This is a genomic window from Sphingomonas taxi (genome assembly GCF_000764535.1).
GTDB classification, from domain to species: Bacteria; Pseudomonadota; Alphaproteobacteria; order Sphingomonadales; family Sphingomonadaceae; genus Sphingomonas; species Sphingomonas taxi.
In genome coordinates, this window is the sequence record NZ_CP009572.1 from 17038 (window position 1) to 37232 (window position 20195).

The window sequence follows — 20195 nt, forward strand, 5'->3', positions numbered from 1 at the left end:
CGTGACCCGCAGCACGCCACCGAAAAGCCAATTCCATGCGATTAATAGACGCGGCAAGCGGCTGTTCGACTTAGTTCTCGCATTGGCGCTGGCGCTGCCCGCGCTGGGCGCGTGCCTCGCTTTCGCGGTCCTGATCCGGCTGGTCGATCGTTCCTCGCCGCTGTTCCGGCAGAAGCGGGTCGGCCGACGCGGCCGCCCTTTCTTTCTCTACAAGCTGCGCACCATGCGCGCCGATAGCCCCAATCTGCCGACGCATGAATCGTCGGCATCGCACGTAACCCTGCTTGGCCGCTTCTTGCGCCGTACCAAGATCGATGAGTTGCCGCAGCTCATCAACGTGCTGAGGGGCGACATGAGCTTTGTCGGTCCGAGGCCGTGTCTGCCGAGCCAGATCGACCTGATCCACCGTCGCGAGGAACTGGGCGTGTCGGCGCTGCGCCCAGGCATTACTGGCGTAAGCCAGATCGTTGGACTCGACATGTCGCAGCCCGCGATCTTGGCGACGAACGACGCGACCTACCTCCGCCCCTGGTCGCTCCGCACTGATCTCGCCATCCTGTCACGGACGTTCCTAGGCGGGGGGGCGGGCGACGCATTGTTCGCCTCCGAACTACGCCGGAACCGCAATAATCACGATAGATAGCCCAGCTGCTCCGCCGTTGTATGGCGAGGTCGCCATCCCAAATCCACCTCCAGGGCTAATCGTTGTTGTCTGGCGACGGTCGCATCTACGATCGTGTCGCGTGACAACAGATCGATAAAAGGCACCGGTACAAGCCGTGCGCCACGCCCTACGGCGCTGCCAATCAGCGAGGACAAGGCTGCCAGATTGATCGGTTCAGGATCTGCCGGTGCGTAGATCCCTCTCAAAGGTGTTTCAGAACGTGCGAGAAGACAAGTAAGATCACCGAGATTCTCGATGCCGAGGAAACGACGCGGCGCTGTCGCGGCGCCGAGCGGCAGTGGATGCCCCGCCGCGACGTGCTTGGCGAGTGAGGCGAACATGCCACGCGAGCCGTGGCCATAAACTGGCGGCAGCCGCAGCGAGATCGCTACGCGGAACTCCGATGCTCGCTCGGCCAGAACCTGTTCAGCCGCCTGCTTCGACCAGCCATAGGCAGAACGGTTCGGTCGATCAGCATAGATCGAGCTAGCGAGCACGATCCCGCACACACCCGTATCAACCGCCGCGCTCGCCAACGTTTTCATTAGGTCTGCCGCTTCACCGCGATTGGCAACATCGTACATTTTGCGATTGGCGCGATCGGCGAAATGGAAGATCGTCTCGGTCTGCTCGAGCAAGTCCGGCATTGCTGCCAGATCCTCGTAGCGGTTGACGCGAAGCGGCCGGACGTTATCGACCGACGCTGCGGCAGGCGACCGGGCGACCGCGGTTACCGTGAAACCGGCCCGAGCCAATACATCGACGATCGCCGCGCCGATAATGCCGCTCGCCCCGGTGACAATGACGTTACGCCGATAGTGAGTCACGCGTGGGCCCTCGGTAGAAGTGCCTGAACATAAAGTTCCAGATGTTGTTCGGTGACGCGTTTGATGTCGAACTCGGCTTCCGCCAGCCGCCGCCCCTCCTTGCCCATCACGGCGCGTCGGATGGGATCACCGATCAGGTCAAGGATGGCCGCGGCGAGCGCCGCGACGTCGCGGACGGGGACGAGCGATCCGCTCAGACCCGGCCTGATCGCGTCGCGGCAACCGGGTACGTCGGTAGTCACCACAGCCCGGCCAGCAGCCGCAGCGTCGACCAAGCTCTTTGGGAAGCCTTCGCGATACGAGGGCAGCGCGACCAGATTCACATCGGCGAACATCCGGTCAACGTCGGTGCTGTACGGAATGTGCTCGACCCATCCTTCATTGATCCAGCGCGCCAACTCGTCCGCCGACAGGCCCGTCGGATTCTCCGGATCCAGCTTGCCCTGCAACCGGAACACGACAGAGGGGTGCTGCGCCTTGACCTGCCGCGCCGCCTGCGCGAACTCCTCGACGCCCTTGTCGCGCAGCAGTCGCGCCGGCAGCAGGACGACCGGCGGACCGGCGGGTTCAGCGTGAACGGTAATTCGCGACAGGTCGACGCCTGAACCCTTGATTATCACCGTACGAGCGTGACGGGTGAGCTGCAGCCGCGCAAAGATCGACCGATCGACCTCGTTCTGGAAGATGACGGTGCTGCGCGACCGATTGAGCGCAAAGGCATAGCCACGGCAGACCAAAGCGCGCAGTAGCCGAACCTTGGGCCGGTCGCTCGTGAAGAGGTAACCCAAGCCGGATATAGCGGACACTGTCGGAATGCCGCGTAACCGAGCCAGCGCTCCACCGAAGATCACCGGCTTAGCGGTGATGAGATGGATGAGGTCCGGCCTGATCGTGCTCAGCACCCGGTTATAGCTAATCAACGTGTAAAGCTGTCCGATCAGCCCGTTGTGACGCCGTACGGGCACGGTCTCGACATGCTCGATGCCATGCTCGCCGAAGACCCGCGTTGTTGGCCCTGGTGGGCAGGAAACGACTGCCCGATAGCCTGCCTGTCGCACGGCAATTGCGAGATTGAGCCGATGGGAGACGAAGAAGTCCGCGTCGTTCACCATGAACAGAACGGTAGGCTTGGCTGCTGTTCCCATGTCTTTCCTTTGACGTGCGCTCCGACCCGTCGCAAAGCGCGTGAAGGACCGCATGGTGTCGTGCTTGCCTTCGTTATCGCCTGTCCCTATCGCAAGCGACAGATGACGAAGCAACCGGGCCTACGGATTACCGGTCGCTCGATCCGCTGAGATAGATGATCACGATCCGGCAGGGCTTATTCTAGCGCAATGAACAACGGACGTGCCCCCCAGAACCCTGCGTTCACCATCTTCACGCCGACCTTCAACCGTGCCGGAACGCTGGAACGGTTGTTCGACAGCATCGCCCGACAGACCTTTCGGGACTTCGAATGGCTAGTTGTCGACGACGGATCGACCGATGACACTGCCACACTGATCGCGCGACTGGCGGCGCACGCGAATTTTCCCATCCGCTACCGGCATCAACCCAATGCCGGCAAGCACATTGCCTTCAACAACGGCGTCCGTGAGGCGCGGGGCGAATTTTTCCTTACTATCGATTCGGACGACGAACTGATGCCCGAGGCGGTGGCCGTGCTGTACGACTCCTGGCTATCGATCCCAGCAGTCGAGCGTCATGGCTTCACTGGGGTGACTGCGCGCTGCGTTGACCAGCATGGCCATCTTGTAGGGAAACAGCTCGATCGATCGCCGCTCGACAGCGATTCCGCGGAGGCCACGCTAATCCTCGATATGCTTGGCGAGCGAATAGGTTTTCACCGCACCGACGTGCTGCGCGCGCACCTGTTTCCTACCCATCTGCCGACACGCTTCATCCCCGAGGGACGCGTCTGGCTCGACATCGCGCGGCGCTATCGCACCCGATTCATCGAAACACCGGCGCGCATCTTCCACGATCACGGAGCGCCCAGGCTGAGCGCGCTCGACCGATCGCAGCGTGCTTGGGGCGATCTAGAATACCACCACTTCGCGCTCGCTCACTACGCTGCCTGGTGGCGGCGGGCGCCGGTCGCGGTCGTCAAGCTCGCGATCGGTATGCGCCGGGCGGAACTACATCTGGGGAGATCGGGTGGACGCGCGAACTTCCCCCGTATCGCACGGCTGCTGGCGTTTGCCGTGGAGCCGGTCGCCTCGCTGGCCTACGCGCGGGACCTGTATTCGCAGCACGGCGGCATGGGAACGCGTCTGCTGCTGGCCAGGCTACTACTGCGCGGACGCGCAGGCAGGCGTTTCTCGACATTGATGGGGCGGCGTGATCGCGACCGCGCGCGCGGAGCGATCACGATCCATGTCGCGGACGTAACGTCGGTGATCGACCCGGCAGACACCCGCAACCACGAGCTTTTGTTCTCGCCCAAAACGGCCAAGTTGGAACTTCTCGCGGTGCTCCGGACGCTTGCGCCGCGGCATCGACGGATTGCGACGGTGGGCGACAATGTCACCTTCGTGGCCTTGCAGCTAGCGCGCGCCGTTCCGCAAGCGGCCATACTGGCCGTTGAGCAGGATCCCGCCCAATCAGATCGCACGCGGGCAGCCGCATGGGCGAGCTACGTCAATAATATCATAGCCGCCACCGCTTCCCTGACGACCGATCCGCATGTGCTGGATGATCGCGACTTTGTCTATTTCGACGGCATCGCGGCCGTGCAGGCCTGGGTCAATGCAGGTGCCATAGGGTCGGGACTCGTCGACATCGTAGTCGAGGATCCGGATGCCGATGCGACTTTGGCATCGCTGCTGGCGCGCGCCGGTTATTGGCGGACGCCGTGGACGGCATCAACGATCAGCGTCTGGTCGCGTGCGCCGGCAACCCCAGTGCCGCCAGGTAACGGCTGACCGCTTCCGGTTCGGCAAACGCCATGGCGCGGGAGCGTGCATCGACGAGCGGCGCGTTCAGCACCTGCTCGATCGCGGCGGCCATGGCCGCGGGATCACGCATTGGCACCAGCGCACCCCAGCGACCGTCTTCCAAGATCTCCTCGGGACCGGTGGGACAATCAGTGCTGACCAGCGCCGCACCGCAGGCCATCGCTTGGATCAGCGCCCCCGGCATCCCTTCGTAGATCGACGACAGGACGAACACCGACGCGCGGCTCATGAATGCGAACGGATTGGCGGCGAAGCCCGGCAGATCGACGTCAACCCCGACGCCGCTGGCGTCGACCTGGGCCTGAAGAGCGGCACGATCCTCGCCCTCACCCAGCACGATCAGCCTAGCCGAGCGGCGGGCGCGAACGATCCGGAACGCGTCGATCAGGGTGGCGAAGTCCTTTTGCGCCGACAGCCGTCCACAGCCAAGCACCACCGGGATTGACGCGTCCGCCGCTAGCCAGGGGTGCGCGCAGGATTGTGCCGCAGCCTCGACCAATTCGGCGTTGACTACCGGATTGTAGATGCACTCCAACTTGTCGTCAGGCAAGTGCAGCTGTTCCTTCAGTTCGCCGATCATCGCCGCAGCCACCACTATCACACGATCGGCTAGACGGTACGTCGGTCGCATCAATCGGCGGATCACCTGATATCGCAGGCCGCGACTGTAGCGCCGCGCGGCGGCAAGGCTGAGCCGCTCGCTGACCACCAAACGTGCCCGGCTGCGGCTGAGGCGATGCGCGAGGATCGCGACGATATTGGCGTGGCTCAACGCCGCCAGCAACGCCCCCGGCCGCTCGCGACGCAGGTAGCGCGTCAGCGCACCGACGCTCCGGATGACACTGCCACTCCCGAGTTCAACGACCCTGACGTCTGAGGCGATCTGGGCGAGGTACGGACCGCTGGCTTCCACCAGAACGAGATCAACCTGGTAGCCACGACCGGCGAAACCACTGGCAAGAATAGCCATCACTCGCTCCGCCCCACCCCCTTCCAGCGAGGGCAGAAAGATGGCGATGTCGGGCGCATCGAAGGGCGCGATCATGATCCGCTCTCCGTTGCGACAGCTGCAACCGATCGGCCAAAGCCTGTGATGCGATTGCCCCCGAGCAATCGGATGGGCCCGGCAACACGGATGCCAACCATAGCTTGCTTCGCCTTAATGATGTTGTTCACGACCTTTGCGCCGGAGGCCAGGATCCGGATCGTTCCGTTGATGTCGTTGAAACGCGGCTCGGTCAGCGTGTTTGCCTCTACTGTCGCATCGCTCCCCGTCACGATAATTGCGGAGCCAAAGAACCGGTCGACACGGTTGTCCGCGACGGTGCATGCGCGTCCGGACACGCTGATAGCTCCATCGACCCGCCCTAGAGAGGCAAGAACGACAGCGGCCGACAGATGGCTGCCGTCGCGGTTCAGTCCCGCAATCCCGCCACAGGCGTCGGCAGTCATCTGCGTAATTACAGCCGGCGCATAGGCTGCTGCATGAACATAGATCAGCGGTGTATCGGCACGCGGCGTGGTGACGCGCGTGAACTTGGGGGTCTCGATCTTGATCGGCTCGTCGGTTCGCCAGCCGTCGCCGGCCGGAATATCGATGGCTCCGCGCTCCGCATCGGGACCGAAGCCGCTAATCCGTGGACGGATGATGTGGCCGCGCGCACTGCCCCACGAGATCGCTCCACGCCGATTATCGTCGAAGACGCAATCGGTCGCGACGATGTCGCGCGGACGCGAGACGGTCGACACCAGAAGACCGAATCCTTGGTTGCCTATGAAACGGACGCGATCCACCATGATGTCGCTGATCGAACCGTTGGGCGCGCCTGCGTCGCTTTCGAGATCGATGCCAGCCGCAGGTGCGGTACCGTTGGTATTGGAAAAAGCTCCGCCCCGAAACACACCGGCATGCCCCTGAATCACCGAACATCCCTGTCGAAAGCAATTGTCGGCGACGCAGTCGATGAACTGGAAGTCCCGGCAGTGGGTATCGAAGCGTTCCGGCGTGGCCGAGAACAAAATGAAACCATCGCAAACCGCATTGACGGATCGGACCCCGATACAGCGGAACCGCCGACACGACTGGAAGGTGAGGGAATGTGCCGGCACTTCGCGCGGTATGCGCGCCACGCGATTGGCATCACAGGTCAGCGTCGCAAGCTCGAAATCACTGCACTCGACGAAGAACAACATGCCATGATCGTAGGTCACCGGGGTACCCGACCGCATGACGATCGATCCAGTACCTGTAATGCGGAAATTCGATTTGCGGGCGATGGTGATCCCCCGCGCCAGGATGTATCGGCCATTCAGTTCGATGCGGATTCCTGGACCAATCTGGTCGAACAAAGCGCACAATTGCTTGCTGTGATCCTGCTGTATCGGGGTCGCTCCAAACATCTCCGGGGTGAGTAGATTACCTTGCCGCACCCATGCTCCGAGCGAAGCGGACGTGGACCGGGCGGCTATGTATCGGCCGCCGAGCGGGTCGCTCGCGATCGCCGTGCGATAATCCCCTGCCTGCCACCGGAACAGCCCAGCCCTTCCCACTTCGCTGAGGCGGATCAATCCAGAGCGGGGGTCGGCGGTGCGCAAGCCGGCGAGATCGGGCACGTCGACCGCCTTCCCGGCGGCCGAGCAGGCAGTAGCGGCGATCCCGGCAACGGTCGCCAAGCGAAGAACATCCCGACGAGATACGATAGAGAATGGCCCCCGACTCACGCAGTTCCACCCGTTCCAGCCCAAATCCAAAAATACAGCCCAGAGAACAGAAAATAGTGGGTGTAAAAAAGTATTCTCCGGTTCGGCCTTACGTATCGGGACATTACAGCGAGCGCCGGCACACCGATCGCCACGAACCGCGAGCCGTACGTCCCCATGAAAATCGACGCCGCGAACATGAACACGTTGAGGGCAAAGAAATACAGATCGAATCCAGCCTCCTCGTCCGATCTAACCAGATAGAAGGTCACCAGAAACAGTGCCCAGCCAATCCCAAGCAGAACGCCAGAGGTCTGGTCATCCTGAACGAAAGCTCGACCGTCTCCCAATGACGATAGCGCAAAGTCCCGAAAATATGACACGACGAACGCCAGCGCGAATGTGATCGCCATGGCTAGCAGGAAACGCTTATCGAGCCAGCGCTTGATTTTAGACCATTCAGCCAACCGGTAGATGTAATAGATTGAGACGAACAGCAGAAATGACGTGTGGATGGACAATGCCGCGACAAACAGCGGAGCTTGGATCAGCGGTCGCTTGATCCGCGTAGCCGTAAAGAAAATCGCAGCTGCCAGCCCGGACCGCAGCTGTTCGATGACCAGATTGACAAACGCAGGATTAAATATAAATAACGTAGCAATATAGGAGCGCGTTCTCACAAATATGTGATACGCGATCAGGAATGTTGCGAATAAAGATACAATATAGAAACTTGTATCAATGTTACCTGTCCAACGCCACAAGGCGTCGAATCCATATACCCAAAGTCCCTCAGCGAGCATGAAGCGAAGCCAGTCGAGGTTGATGACCGAAAATACGTACCAGCCGCTTTCGAAACCTATTCGGTAATTCTGTAGATCAGGAAAGGTATAGGGAAAACGAGCCGTCCAATCGACAATGACGAAGGCGACACAGGTCACCGCCGCAGTCAGGATGGCTTTGATCTGATTGGTGATCGTCATAACATCCGCAGGCGGGAGAAGAAAGATTCTCGATGCAGGTCGCTTTTGGCGCAACCGCGACGCCGACGCAAATCGCTCGGCGATGTCGGCGTCCATGGCGCCGGTGGTAAAGACCGGCTAGTAGCCGGCGAATGCGCGTCTTCCACATAATTTCAGGGTTGGGGCCGGGGGGAGCCGAGCACATGCTCTGGCGCCTGATCGCGGCAACCCCCGGTATTTCCCATGCGGTCTTCAGCCTCACCGGCACCGGCGTGCTGTCCGATCGGCTGCGCATGGCGGGGGCTAACCTGGTCAACGACGAGCGGGATCGCGGAAAATTTCGTGACCTTGCTAGTTTGCGGAATCGGATTGTCGCATATGCGCCCGACGTGATCCAAGGTTGGATGTACCACGGCAACCTCGCAGCGCAGTTGATGCGGTCAGCCGCACCGCATGCCGCACTGCTTTGGAACGTTCGCCAATCGCTTACTGATCGGCGGCTGACCAAACCTACCACTCGTACCGTGATCCGAGCACTCGCCTTCCTGTCGCGCGCGCCAGACGCGATCATCTACAACGCCGACAGCGCGGCGGACGATCACGAAGCATTAGGGTTCGTGCGTGACAAGCGGGTTATTCTGCCTAACGGCTTTGACACTGCACTGTTCAAACCCGACTTAGGACATCGTCGGACGATCCGCGCCGAACTCGGCCTCTCGGACGACCAGCTGGCGATCGGTTTTGTCGCCCGGTTCGATCCCTGGAAAAATCACGAAGGTTTCTTTCAGATGGCCGCGCGGGTGGCCGAGCGACATCCGGCCGCCGCGTTCGTACTGGCGGGCAAGGGGATGGAATGGTCCAATCCCGCCTTGGTGGCGCTGATCGGAGCCGATTTACGTGACCGCGTTACACTGCTCGGCGATCGCCGCGATGTGCCTGCCATCAACGCTGCTCTCGACATCGCCTGCAATGTCTCGCACGGTGAGGGCTTTCCCAATGCCGTGGGCGAGGCGATGGCGTGCGAGCTGCCTTGCATGGTGACCCCGGTCGGCGCATCGGCTGACTTGGTCGGCGATTGCGGCATCCTGGCCAAATCCCCTCGCAGCGACGACCTCTTCGCCGCGATGACCGCCATGCTCGCTCAATCGACAGAAATGCGCATGGCCCTAGGTATCGCTGCCCGGCAGCGCATCGTGAACCACTTCTCTATCGAGGTGGTAGCGAAGCGCTATCTTAACCTTTATGCGCTGGCAGCCGACCGTTCTGCGCACGTATAATTGGCGTACATGCAATGCGGTGGCGCGGTGATTGCGGCGAATGCACGAGCGGGCGATTGCTGACGCCACCAGCGCAAACAGGATGATGCGGCGTCATGGGCGGCGCATGACAAAGGGAATTTGGATCGATGTGTGGCATTGCTGGTTTTGTGGCCAGTCGGAACGCGGGCGTCTCGCTCACCACCCAAGCGCGGGCGATGACGGCCTGCCTCGCTCACCGCGGTCCCGACGATGACGGCATCTGGACCGATGAAACCGCCGGGCTGGCGTTGGGCCACCGTCGATTGGCAATTATTGACCTTTCGCCGGCCGGTCACCAGCCGATGACGTCGACCTGCGGACGCTACGTCACCGTCTTTAACGGCGAGATCTATAATTACCGTCTGTTGCGTGCAGAGATCGATGCACAGACACCGGTCATTTGGCGCGGACATTCGGATACCGAAGTGGTACTGCAGGCGATATCACGCTGGGGTCTTGAAGCAACGCTCCCCAAGCTGAACGGTATGTTTGCAATTGCAGTGTGGGATCGGGAGGAGCGTCGACTTCATCTAGCACGCGATCGGTTCGGCGAGAAGCCGCTGTACTACGCCAAGGTCGGTAACACTGTGCTCTTCGGGTCCGAATTAAAGGCGTTGCAGGCGCATCCAGCCTTCTCGTCCGAAATCGATCGCGATGCCCTGACCTTGTACCTGCGCCACAATTATATTCCCGCTCCGCGCACCATCTGGAAGGAGGTGGCCAAACTCGAGGCAGCGCATCACCTGGTCGTCGAGGCCGATGGCACGATCGGCGCCCCCCGCGCCTATTGGTCGTTTGAAGCGATCGCCCGTGCGGGTGTTGACCATCCGGCGATGGATCAACCGGAACTCGTCGACGAACTTGACGCCGTTCTCTCTCAGGCAATCGGGCTGCGAATGGAAGCCGACGTGCCGCTAGGCGCGTTCCTATCGGGTGGGATTGATTCGTCGCTGATCGTTGCGTTGATGCAGCGCCAGTCGACGCGACCAGTCAAGACTTTCACCATCGGCTTTGCCGATAAGGCATATAACGAGGCCAAGCAGGCAAAATTGGTCGCCCGTCACCTGGGGACCGAGCATCACGAACTCTACGTGACGTCAGAAGACGCGCTGTCACTCATTCCGTCACTTCCTCAGATCTGGGACGAACCGTTCGCTGATTCGTCCCAAATCCCGACATACATGGTCAGCCGCATGACTCGCGAACACGTCACCGTCGCCCTGTCAGGAGATGCCGGTGACGAACTGTTCGGCGGCTACAACCGCTATTTCCTGACCAATCGTATTTGGAACTCAACAGGATGGATGCCCCGCTCAGCCCGTTCCACGTTCGGCGCACTGCTTCGCGCGCCGCTGACCGGCGACATCGCCCAGCGCTTGTCGAATTTCCTCCCCGCATCGCATCGCCACCACGCGGTTCGTGATCGGCTGCCCAAGATAGCAGACGTCATCGAGGCACGTGATCACTGGCAGGTTTATCGGCATCTGGTTTCACACTTCGCCGATCCGGCCGCATTGGTCCTCGGCGGGCGCGAACCCGCGACTCTGCTTAATCGCGCACCACCCAACCTGGGCGATCCGATCCACGCCATGATGTACTTGGATACGTTGACCTACTTACCCGACGACATCCTGACCAAGGTAGATCGGGCGAGCATGGCGGTCAGCCTCGAATCACGCATTCCTTTCCTCGATCCCGACGTCGCGGCATTCGCCTGGCGGTTACCGATGTCGGCCAAGATCCGGCAGGGCACGGGCAAGCGAATCCTGCGCGAGCTGTTGTACCGCCATGTGCCGCAAGCAATCATTGACCGCCCCAAGATGGGCTTCGGCGTGCCAATCGACGAATGGCTGCGTGGTCCGCTTGTCGATTGGGCTGACGACCTCCTCGCGCGCGATCGGCTCGAACGTGAAGGAATTTTTTCTGTGGAACCGGTCGTACGCATGTGGGAGGAACACCGGAGCGGCAAGCGGCGCTGGCACTATAAGCTATGGACCATTTTGATGTTTCAGGCGTGGTATGAGTGCCAGGGCATCGGTCGGGCGAGTTAATCGGCCTGACCGGCGTCGCTTCATACCTAAGACTGAACGCAGACCCGCCCGCGACCCCCTGTCGCCTTTCGCATTGTCGTAGTCTATTCATTTTCTCGTCGGCATTGTGTCCGTCGACATGACAGCGTTGGATCGATCTTGGCTCTGTTCTTCGATACCGATTCCGCCCCTGAGGCTTCGCTTCGTTTCACTATCCTGACGCCGACGTTCAATCGTGCGCATACGTTGGAACGCGTCTATCAAAGTTTGGCAGCACAGGATCGCTGCGATTTCGAATGGCTTGTGGTCGATGACGGATCAACCGATGGCACGGCGGGGATCGTGACGGCGTGGCAAGCATCCGCCCCCTTTCCGATCCGCTACGTGCATCAGTCTAACGGTCACAAGAAGGTCGCGCTTAACACCGGTTTCAAAGCGGCCCGCGGTGACTTCACCGTCATCCTCGACAGTGACGACGCCCTGACAGCCGACGCGCTGACCATTTTCGCGCGAGCCTGGGATGATATCCCAGCAGATCAGCGACACCGTTTCTCTGGTGTCCGCGCGCTCTGCATCAGTCCGGATGGCAGGGTCATCGGTGAACGATTTCCTCATGCTCCGTTAGATGCGAGCGCCAATGATCTCCTTTATCGATACCGCGTGCATGGCGAGAAGCTAAGCTGCGACCGAACCGATCTGTTACGTCTCTTCCCTTTTCCGGAAGACGTGGAGGGACTTGTTCCCGAACAGGTTCTCTGGTCCCAAATATCACGCAACTATAAATGCCGATGCGTAAATGAGCCTGTCAGAATATATTATGATACGGAAGATTCTTTGTCACGAAAACTCGCGTTATCTAGCTACCAAAATGATTTGGAAGGCTTGGCATATGCCTACAGTTTTGTACTTGATCACGACAACGGCTGGTTTTTTATAAATCCGAAAATCCTTATCAAGGTCGCTGCCAATCGCGATCGTTTCCTCCATCATTTACGTCGTAATGGATCCAAGAAACGGTACCGTATCATGACCAAGGGCGGTCGAGCGATCGCACTTGCATTTGGCTGGATAGGCTACCTTCTTTACTGGCGTGATAATGCTCGGCAGAGCAGGTAGATTAAATCTTTCTCATGCTACCCTTTGAACCAAGAAATTCGGAAGGATGAACTTGTCACCCGCTCTGATCCGCAAGGTCCTTGCTCTACCCCGCTGGGGCAAGCGAGGAATCGTCGTGGCGCTGGACGTCCTCCTGTGCGTCACGAGCGTGCTGGCATCCTTCTATCTGCGGCTGGGTGAATGGCCATTAATTGATAGGGCTATATTGTGTCCGGTCGCGTTCACCATCTTGACCATTATTCCTCTGTCGTTTTTGCTAGGTGCCTATCGGGCCATCTTCCGCTACACAGGTGCAGTCTCGTTGCTGCTGACCTTGAAGGTCGCAGCACTGCACGGCGTGGTCTTCGCGCTACTTTTTGTGTTTATCGGCATCGATGGCGTGCCCCGGACTGTGGGGTTGATCCAGCCGCTGCTGCTTTTCGTGATGCTCATGGCATCGAGGCTGGTGGCGAGTTCACTGCTAGGACGCGCGGTTAACCTGCCATGGCAGCGATCAGAATTTCCTATCGTCATGATTTACGGCGCTGGCTCTGCGGGGCGCCAACTCGCGTCCGCAATCCGCGCTAGCGGTGAGATGGTACTAACCGGCTTCATTGATGACGATCCGTTGCTTCAGCGAGGAATTCTCAACGGTGCCCGGATCTACGGTCCTGCCGAACTTCAGGCGGTCGTTCTGCGGCATAAGGTGACTGATATTCTGCTGGCGCTACCGTCAGCCACCCGCAGTCGCAAAAGCGAAATTGTTCGTGAACTTCACGAGTTGAACCTCCACGTGCGGACGCTTCCTGGCGTCATTGATCTGGCGCGGGGACGGGTCTCTGTGTCGGACTTGAAAGATCTAGACATTGAGGACTTGCTGGGACGCTCCCCCGTACCGCCCAATACCGCGCTACTCAATGAAGCTATTGCCGGACGAGCCGTCTTGGTTACCGGTGCCGGCGGATCGATTGGCAGTGAATTGTGCAGGCAAATTGCTGCGATTGGACCATCGACGCTGGTCCTCGTTGATCACAGCGAATATATGCTGTACTCAATCAATGAAGAACTGCTCCGCCTCACTATAAAACCCGACGCTAAAGACTTCCGCATCGTACCCCTGCTCGCCTCGGTGACGGACGCAGTCCGCCTAAACACTATCATCGCTGAATGGCGGCCTGAATGCATCTTCCACGCGGCCGCGTACAAACATGTTCCGCTCGTTGAGCATAATCCTGTGGAGGGTGTCCGTAATAACGTGTTGGGCACGCTGAATGTCGCTGAGATCGCACAGCGTCACGGTGTTGATTCGGTCATCCTTATCAGCACCGACAAAGCGGTACGGCCGACCAACGTCATGGGAGCAAGTAAGCGTTTTTCTGAACTCATCCTTCAGGCTAAGCACGATGTTGAAGGTGCTCGTAAAACGCGTTTTTCAATGGTCCGCTTTGGAAACGTGTTGGGCTCCAACGGTTCGGTGGTTCCTCTCTTCCACCGGCAAATCGCCCAAGGCGGCCCTGTTACCGTAACGCATCCTGACGTTATCCGTTACTTCATGACCATCCCCGAGGCCGCGCAGTTGGTCATTCAAGCCGGCGCCATGTCGCGCGGAGGCGAGGTCTTCGTGCTGGACATGGGCGAGCCTGTCCGCATCATGGATCTCGCCCGTAACATGATCGAGCTGTCTGGTATGACGGTAAGTGACGAGCATACCGACGGTGACATCGAGATCAAAGTAGTTGGCCTACGTTCCGGCGAGAAGCTTTATGAAGAATTGCTGATTGGAAACGATGCTAATCCCACTGATCATCCACGCATCCTGCAAGCGCATGAATCGTTCCTATCTTGGGATACGCTTAGCCCGTACCTTGCCTCGTTAAAAGTCGCTATCAACGCTGACGATATTGTAGAAGTTAAATCAATCCTACTTTCTGTCGTTGCTGAGTACAGCCCTGAATCTAATCAACCATTATGACGGTTACTCGAAATTATGATCGCCTTGAACTTCAATAATATGCAAGCTCCTTGCTTGGATTATGTGACGTGATAGAATCATTTGCCTTACGTCCCAGTTCATAACGCCATCGCCGCGTCAGCATCGTCTAACCGAGCCGATGATGGCCGTGAGTGTTATCAGGCGTTCGCGCGTACGAGGCCTTCACATCAAGGGCGAATTTAACATGATGCTCGGTTGCAAAAAGCCTGGATCGACCGAAACCGTGCTGGCCCGTAATAGCGCATCACCCCGGTTCGTTCAGGAGTGCGAGCCGGCAAAGCTGGCTGCTGCCGCTCGCAGACTGGGGCGGCGGCGTGCGTGCTTCGGCGACCAGCATCCGGTCGATCAGGGTTGTCAATTCGTCCAGCATCATCGATCTGGCTTCCGCGCCAATGCGATTGCGATCGGGCACTGCACCGACCCGCTCGCCAATTTGGTTAGCGCGCTTCGCGCATCCCGCCAGCAGAGCAGTTAGCGCACCAGCCGTTCCACGGCGGTGACGTTGGCGAACGCCTCCGGTGTCGCGCTTTTCATCATCTAATGGTCGCCCACCCACATCGGCATGGCGAGCGTGCACGCCGCCATCCGCTCGGGCCATGGCCAACTCGCCGGCACGGTGCGCGCGACGATCCCGGCGAACCCGCTACGCTCGTGCAGGAATTGCCCATATCATCCCGTCAAATGGCAATAAAGGATGCGATTGACAAAAACCGTCTGGTGGATGCGCTCGGTTGACAAGGTTGACTAAGAATCACCGCCCGATGGCGGAGTAGTTGAAGCCGGCGGCCTCGACCTCTTCGCGGCGGTAGATGTTGCGCAGATCGACGAGCACCGGCGCCGCCATCGCCTGTTTCAGCCGATCGAGATCGAGCGCGCGGAACGCATCCCATTCGGTCACGATCACCACCGCATCCGCGCCGGCCGCCGCCTCATAGGCGTCCTTGCAATAGGTCAGCTCCGGCATCATCCGCCGCGCCGGCTCGATCCCCTCGGGATCGTAGGCGCGTACCGTCACGCCGGCGTCGCGCAGCGCCTGCGCGATCGCGATCGACGGCGCGTCGCGCATGTCGTCGGTATTGGGTTTGAACGTCAGGCCGAGCAATGCGACCGTCTTGCCCTTCGGACCGTCGCCCAGCGCGTGCAGCACCTTGCGCCCCATCGCCCGCTTGCGGCTGTCGTTCACCTTGACCACCGCCTCGACGATATGGACCGGGCTTTCGAAATCCTCGGCGGTCTTGAGCAGCGCGAGCGTGTCCTTGGGGAAGCACGACCCGCCATAGCCGGGGCCGGCGTGCAGGAACTTCTTGCCGATGCGGTTGTCGAGGCCGATGCCGCGGCTGACGTCCTGGACGTTCGCGCCCACCGCCTCGCAGAGGTCGGCGATCTCGTTGATGAAGGTGATCTTGGTCGCAAGGAACGCATTCGCCGCATATTTGATCAGCTCGGACGTCCGCCGCCCGGTGAACAGGATCGGCGATTCGTTAAGATACAGCGGCCGATAGACGCCGCGCATCACCTTGCGCGCCGCCTCGTCGTCGGTGCCGATGACGATCCGGTCGGGGCGCTTGAAGTCGCCGATCGCGGCGCCTTCGCGCAGGAACTCGGGGTTGGAGACGACGGCGACCGCGACGTCGGGCCGTTTCTCGCGTAGGATCGCCTCGACCTTGTCGCCGGTGCCGACGGGCACGGTCGACTTGGTGACGACGACCGTCGGACCGGTCACCGCCGCGGCGATCTCTTCGGTGGCCGCGAAGACATAGCTGAGATCGGCATGGCCGTCGCCGCGACGCGACGGCGTCCCCACCGCGATGAAGATCGCATCCGCACCTGCAACTGACGCGGAAAGGTCCGTGGTGAAGCTCAGCCGCCCAGCTACCACATTCGCAGCGACCAGCGCCTCCAGCCCCGGCTCGTAGATCGGCATCCGCCCTGCCTTCAGTGCCGCGATCTTGCCCTCGTCCTTATCGACGCAGATCACCTCATGCCCGAAGTCCGAAAAACACGCTCCAGACACCAGGCCCACATAGCCTGAACCGATCATCGTGACCTTCAATGCGCCATCCTTCTCTTGCAGAGCGCTTCTCTAGCCATAGATGTCCTATGGTACCACTGTCGATAATTGCTAACCTCGCTGCGGACGACCCGGCCTTCAGCCGAAATGTTCCTTTAATCGAACTTGGCTATGCAGAATGCCATGTGCATTCTCATCATCGGTGGAGCCAGGGTCATCGAATCAGCACTCGCTCGCCACCTGATCGCGGTGGGGCGAGCATAAACTGCTCATTCTCAGCGTTCAACTATGCGGGCACGGACCGCGCTCGCGTCGGTCGGCGACATAGCTCGCACTTCCGCGTCGCGCTCCACGACGTCCGGCCCCACATCACCACCCATCTCGCTGCGGAGAGCCATGTTGATCGCTCGATGATGGCCCCCGGCGCGTTCGTGCGTACCAATCTGGTCAAGACCTACATGTTGCTCGACGCGGCCCTGGCCTATTGGCGAAGACCCGGCGCGGACGCACGCACGCGGTTCCACTTCTCGGCGATTTCCTTCATCCGCTCTTTCAGGTCGGCCTGATCGGCGCGGCGCCCACGATAATGATAGCTCGACCGCTCCGCCTGGAGCACTCGCAAGCCCACCTTATGCTGACCTGCCATGTGCTGCGAACATCATCGACGAACTGCTGGCGCCGGTCAGGCCTCAGAGCTTACGCGAGACGACATCCTACAACATCGCCTTGTCGAGGCTCAGGTCAGCGACCAACCGTTTCAGCTTGGGATTCTCCTCCTCAAGCTGGCGTAGCCGTTACATCTCCGACGACATCAGCTCCGCATACTTCTTGTGCCATACGTAGAACGTCACCCCGCTGATCTCGGTCTTCCGGCACACCTCGCCCACGCCCGTGCCGTCCTCGGCCTTCTTCAGCACGAAGGCGATCTGCGCCTCAGAAAACTTCGATCTCTTCATCGCTCACTCCGCTTCCCTAGCCCTCCTTCCCAACTGGGATCTTCCAGCTCAAAGCGGTCCAAAACACGGGCAAGCACGTCAAGTTTGATGGTGCGATCCTTTCGCTAGAATAGAAAGAAGCTTTATGGGATGGTACGTTGTGGGTGCGCCACGACCACGCACGCCATCCGAGCGGCAATACAGCAGTCGTAAGCTTGACCTCGATCCACCAGATGCCGGTACTGGGACAGCTAGTGAACAGGTTCCTCGGATGTTACACCTCTCCACTGCCAGATACTGACTTAAATTTGTGCACGTCGCCCAGGCTTTCACGGCTTGACCCGTCTTCGCAGAACGTGTCGATCTTGTGATCAATCCCCGATCGGGCTCTCGCCGTGCTTGCGCAGCACGTCGTTGAACGCCTCGGCCATCAGCGCCTGGAGGCTGCGGCCCTGACGACGCGCCAGGGTATGCATCGCGAACGACATCTCGGGGCTGAAGAAGCCGGCGATCTGCTTGCGGCCTTGGCGGCTTGCCGGCCCCTGCCCTGCCGCACCGGCGGGTGGCGTCGGAGCGGCGACCGGTGCCGGCGCCGCGACGGTGGCGGGCGGCGCGCTGACGGTGCGCAGATTGGCGAAACTCGGCTTGCGGCTCATGCAGGTACCTTCTTGCGGGTCTTGGCCTTAGCAACCGGCATGCCGACCTGTCGACATGTCCACGCGTAGAGCTGTCGAATATCCTCGGCGGCCTTGCCGTCGGGCTCGTATTCCATGACGGTGCGCCCCTCCCCGCTCGCGTGGCGATAGGCGGCGCGATCGGGGATCTGCACCGGGCAGGGCGGCGTGCCGAAGCCTTCGACCAGTTCGCCGGCTTCCTGGTAGACGCGCGGCGCATTGGGCGCGCCGGCGGTGAAGACGACATAGGCGGGCTTGCGGAGCAGCTGCACCAGCTTGGCGGTGGTCTGGATCGCCGACAGGTCGAAGGCGCTCGGCCGGCACGGGATCAGCACGAGATCGGCGACCTCGACCGCGGCGCGGGCAGCGCTGTCGGCATGGGGCGGCGTATCGATGACGATCAGCTCGGCCCCCTGCCCGCGTGCTGCCTCGACCTTGGCGGCGAGCCGTGGCGGCGGGCTGTCGATCACCTCGGGCGGCGCCTCTCCACGCCAGGCCGCCCATTGGCTGGCGGTCGCCTGCGGGTCGGTATCGATGATGAGCGCGACGCGGCCGGCATCCTGCGCGGCCGCGGCGAGGTGGAGCGCGAGCGTCGTCTTGCCCGCGCCGCCCTTCTGACTGATGATCGCGATGGTCGCCATGTCGTCCTCCCTACATGTCTACATGCCGACGTGGCAAGTCCTCGACGTATAGACATATAGACGCGTCGAGCCCCCTGCCCGACCGGACGATCAACGGAATCGACGAACACGATACGGCCGTCGATCCGTCGACACCTCGACAGGTCGACGCACGCTGCCAAAGGTGAGGATCACCGCCCTGAACCGCTTGCTCCTCCTAGGGAGCATGTGACGGCGTAGCCGGCACCCTGGTCTTTCGTTTTATCGTCGGGCTGTTTTGGTTCGTCGCTCGTCCTTCGTCGTCGTCAGACGATTGCGTTGGCCGTCTAGGCCAACCCTTTTGTTCTCATTCAAATAGAATCCATGAGAGGTTGCGGATGGTTGTGAGACTCGCACGCTGACGCCATGTCCCGGTCGATCGCCGCGCCGAGCGACGCGAGCACCTTGCCCAGCATGCCGCCGACGCTGGCCGTGGCGCGCTCCCGGCAGGACAGGCTGGCCAGCATCCTCTCATGTGCCTCAGCCTCGACGGCGCGATGCTGCTCGTGATCGACCGGCAGCGGCGCCGGGCGCATCCAGCGCGGCAGATAGGCGAGCACCCGCGCCGGCAGCAGCGGCCGATAGGCGTTGGAGGTCTGGCGATAGCGCGGCCCCTCCCCTTCCACCCGCTTGAACCGGCGCTGGCGGACGAGGAAGCCGCAGCGTTCGAGCGCGTGCAGCGCGCGGGCGACGGTGGCCCGGCCGAGCGCGGTCGCCTCGGCGAGCCAGTCGTAGCTCGGATAGACGCGGCCCTGGTTGAGCCGGGCGAGCGTGCACAATTCCTCGAACACGCGCACCGCGGCCGCGGTCAGCCCGGCGATGCTGCGCTCGGTGGCGCTCAGCGTGCGGGTACCGGCGCGTTCCTCGCGGCGCAGCCGGCGGCCGGCGTCGAGCGTGCGGCGGCAGGCGCGCAGCAGCCGGTCGGTCTCGCCGGGGGCAGGCGTCGCGAAGAACAGCTCCTCGAACGTCCCCGCCTCGATACTGTCGCGCAGCACCGGCGCACCGGTGCGGTGGGGTGCACGGGTACGTGCCGGGGCGCGTGATCGATCGCGCAGTCCGTCGCCCGCCCGCGCGAGCACGCGGGCGCTCGCCTCCCCGAGGGTAAACGCCGTCATCTTCCATCCCCTTGCGGGGCCGGGACCGAGGACAAAAAAGACCGTGGCGCGAAACGCGCATCCTTGAACCGGAACGGGTTCGGAGCTATTCGGGAGACGTGAGCTGTTGAAAAGTCACCGATCGACGTTTGGCGACGCCGGTCTCTCGAATATTTCCTTGGGATGCCCGGCCTTCGTGCCGGGCTTTCCTTTATGTGGTCACGGCCACTCCATGAACATCGCCGCGGTCGACATGACCGCGCGTCATTCTTGTTGCAGCAATGATCCAACAGCGG

The 20195-nt window shown here is 61.0% G+C and carries 18 protein-coding genes; 7 read left to right on the plus strand and 11 right to left on the minus strand.

All coding sequences use genetic code 11. From position 1 onward, the window contains the following. Position 1 precedes the first annotated feature (1 nt). On the plus strand, positions 2 to 643 hold the full coding sequence (locus MC45_RS17665; RefSeq protein ID WP_245640934.1) for a sugar transferase: 642 nt from the start codon (positions 2 to 4) through the stop codon (positions 641 to 643). Here the strand turns inward: MC45_RS17665 and MC45_RS19060 are convergent. Further along, positions 631 to 1491 (minus strand): NAD-dependent epimerase/dehydratase family protein, encoded by an 861-nt coding sequence (locus MC45_RS19060; RefSeq protein WP_081974574.1) that lies wholly within the window; start codon positions 1489 to 1491, stop codon positions 631 to 633. The two genes, MC45_RS17665 and MC45_RS19060, sit on opposite strands and share 13 nt — an antisense overlap. Beyond that, positions 1488 to 2603 (minus strand): glycosyltransferase family 4 protein, encoded by a 1116-nt coding sequence (locus MC45_RS17670; protein WP_169742575.1) that lies wholly within the window; start codon positions 2601 to 2603, stop codon positions 1488 to 1490. Before MC45_RS17670 ends, MC45_RS19060 begins: the two co-directional genes overlap by 4 nt. Positions 2604 to 2825: 222 nt before the next feature. Between MC45_RS17670 and MC45_RS18680 the strand changes: the two genes are divergently transcribed. Then, a complete protein-coding gene (locus MC45_RS18680; RefSeq protein ID WP_052075850.1) occupies positions 2826 to 4415 on the plus strand; it encodes a glycosyltransferase family 2 protein in 1590 nt (529 codons plus the stop codon). Here MC45_RS18680 and MC45_RS17680 read toward each other — a convergent pair. From MC45_RS17680 to MC45_RS17690, 3 genes are read right to left on the minus strand one after another with little or no spacing between them, the layout of a single operon-like run. Beyond that, positions 4363 to 5493, minus strand: a complete 1131-nt coding sequence (locus MC45_RS17680) for a glycosyltransferase (RefSeq protein WP_041394027.1) — start codon at positions 5491 to 5493, stop codon at positions 4363 to 4365. The two genes, MC45_RS18680 and MC45_RS17680, sit on opposite strands and share 53 nt — an antisense overlap. Continuing rightward, entirely contained in the window at positions 5490 to 7121 is a 1632-nt protein-coding gene (locus MC45_RS17685; protein WP_041394029.1) for a hypothetical protein, read from the minus strand. The genes MC45_RS17680 and MC45_RS17685 overlap by 4 nt, the downstream gene beginning before the upstream one ends. 44 nt (positions 7122 to 7165) lie before the next feature. Then, complete coding sequence (locus MC45_RS17690; protein WP_081974575.1) at positions 7166 to 8227, minus strand: EpsG family protein; 1062 nt, start codon at positions 8225 to 8227, stop codon at positions 7166 to 7168. An 86-nt stretch (positions 8228 to 8313) separates the two neighbouring features. Between MC45_RS17690 and MC45_RS17695 the strand changes: the two genes are divergently transcribed. The 4 genes from MC45_RS17695 (at position 8314) to MC45_RS17705 (ending at position 14505) form a co-directional block, all read left to right on the plus strand. After that, positions 8314 to 9387 carry a glycosyltransferase gene (locus tag MC45_RS17695; protein ID WP_169742576.1) on the plus strand — a complete coding sequence of 358 codons (1074 nt, stop codon included), beginning with the start codon at positions 8314 to 8316 and terminating at the stop codon, positions 9385 to 9387. A gap of 128 nt (positions 9388 to 9515) precedes the next feature. After that, positions 9516 to 11459: an asparagine synthase (glutamine-hydrolyzing) gene (gene asnB / locus MC45_RS17700; protein WP_041394035.1), complete on the plus strand. Its 1944-nt coding sequence runs from the start codon at positions 9516 to 9518 to the stop codon at positions 11457 to 11459. Between the two features lie 138 nt (positions 11460 to 11597). After that, complete coding sequence (locus MC45_RS19065) at positions 11598 to 12554, plus strand: glycosyltransferase family 2 protein (RefSeq protein WP_245640935.1); 957 nt, start codon at positions 11598 to 11600, stop codon at positions 12552 to 12554. A 46-nt stretch (positions 12555 to 12600) separates the two neighbouring features. Next, positions 12601 to 14505, plus strand: coding sequence for a polysaccharide biosynthesis protein (locus MC45_RS17705; protein WP_052075851.1), 1905 nt, complete (start codon positions 12601 to 12603; stop codon positions 14503 to 14505). Positions 14506 to 14770: 265 nt separating this feature from the next. On the opposite strand, the gene MC45_RS19975 is transcribed toward MC45_RS17705, so the two are convergent. Beyond that, positions 14771 to 14899: a hypothetical protein gene (locus MC45_RS19975; protein ID WP_281177501.1), complete on the minus strand. Its 129-nt coding sequence runs from the start codon at positions 14897 to 14899 to the stop codon at positions 14771 to 14773. Between the two features lie 378 nt (positions 14900 to 15277). Next, positions 15278 to 16579: a UDP-glucose dehydrogenase family protein gene (locus tag MC45_RS17710; RefSeq protein ID WP_041394036.1), complete on the minus strand. Its 1302-nt coding sequence runs from the start codon at positions 16577 to 16579 to the stop codon at positions 15278 to 15280. Between the two features lie 47 nt (positions 16580 to 16626). Between MC45_RS17710 and MC45_RS19070 the strand changes: the two genes are divergently transcribed. Beyond that, complete coding sequence (locus MC45_RS19070) at positions 16627 to 17103, plus strand: GDP-mannose 4,6-dehydratase (protein ID WP_081974576.1); 477 nt, start codon at positions 16627 to 16629, stop codon at positions 17101 to 17103. A 228-nt stretch (positions 17104 to 17331) separates the two neighbouring features. Here MC45_RS19070 and MC45_RS20070 read toward each other — a convergent pair whose 3' ends face one another. The 4 genes from MC45_RS20070 to MC45_RS17730 all read right to left on the minus strand — a co-directional run bounded on the left by MC45_RS20070 (position 17332) and on the right by MC45_RS17730 (position 19920). Beyond that, a complete protein-coding gene (locus MC45_RS20070) occupies positions 17332 to 17493 on the minus strand; it encodes a transposase (protein ID WP_156143930.1) in 162 nt (53 codons plus the stop codon). 350 nt (positions 17494 to 17843) lie between these two features. Then, positions 17844 to 18128 carry a ribbon-helix-helix domain-containing protein gene (locus MC45_RS17720; protein WP_041394038.1) on the minus strand — a complete coding sequence of 95 codons (285 nt, stop codon included), beginning with the start codon at positions 18126 to 18128 and terminating at the stop codon, positions 17844 to 17846. Beyond that, a complete protein-coding gene (gene parA / locus MC45_RS17725) occupies positions 18125 to 18787 on the minus strand; it encodes a ParA family partition ATPase (RefSeq protein ID WP_041394040.1) in 663 nt (220 codons plus the stop codon). Before parA ends, MC45_RS17720 begins: the two co-directional genes overlap by 4 nt. 329 nt (positions 18788 to 19116) lie before the next feature. Next, positions 19117 to 19920 carry a helix-turn-helix domain-containing protein gene (locus MC45_RS17730; RefSeq protein ID WP_041394041.1) on the minus strand — a complete coding sequence of 268 codons (804 nt, stop codon included), beginning with the start codon at positions 19918 to 19920 and terminating at the stop codon, positions 19117 to 19119. Between the last annotated feature and the right edge of the window lie 275 nt (positions 19921 to 20195).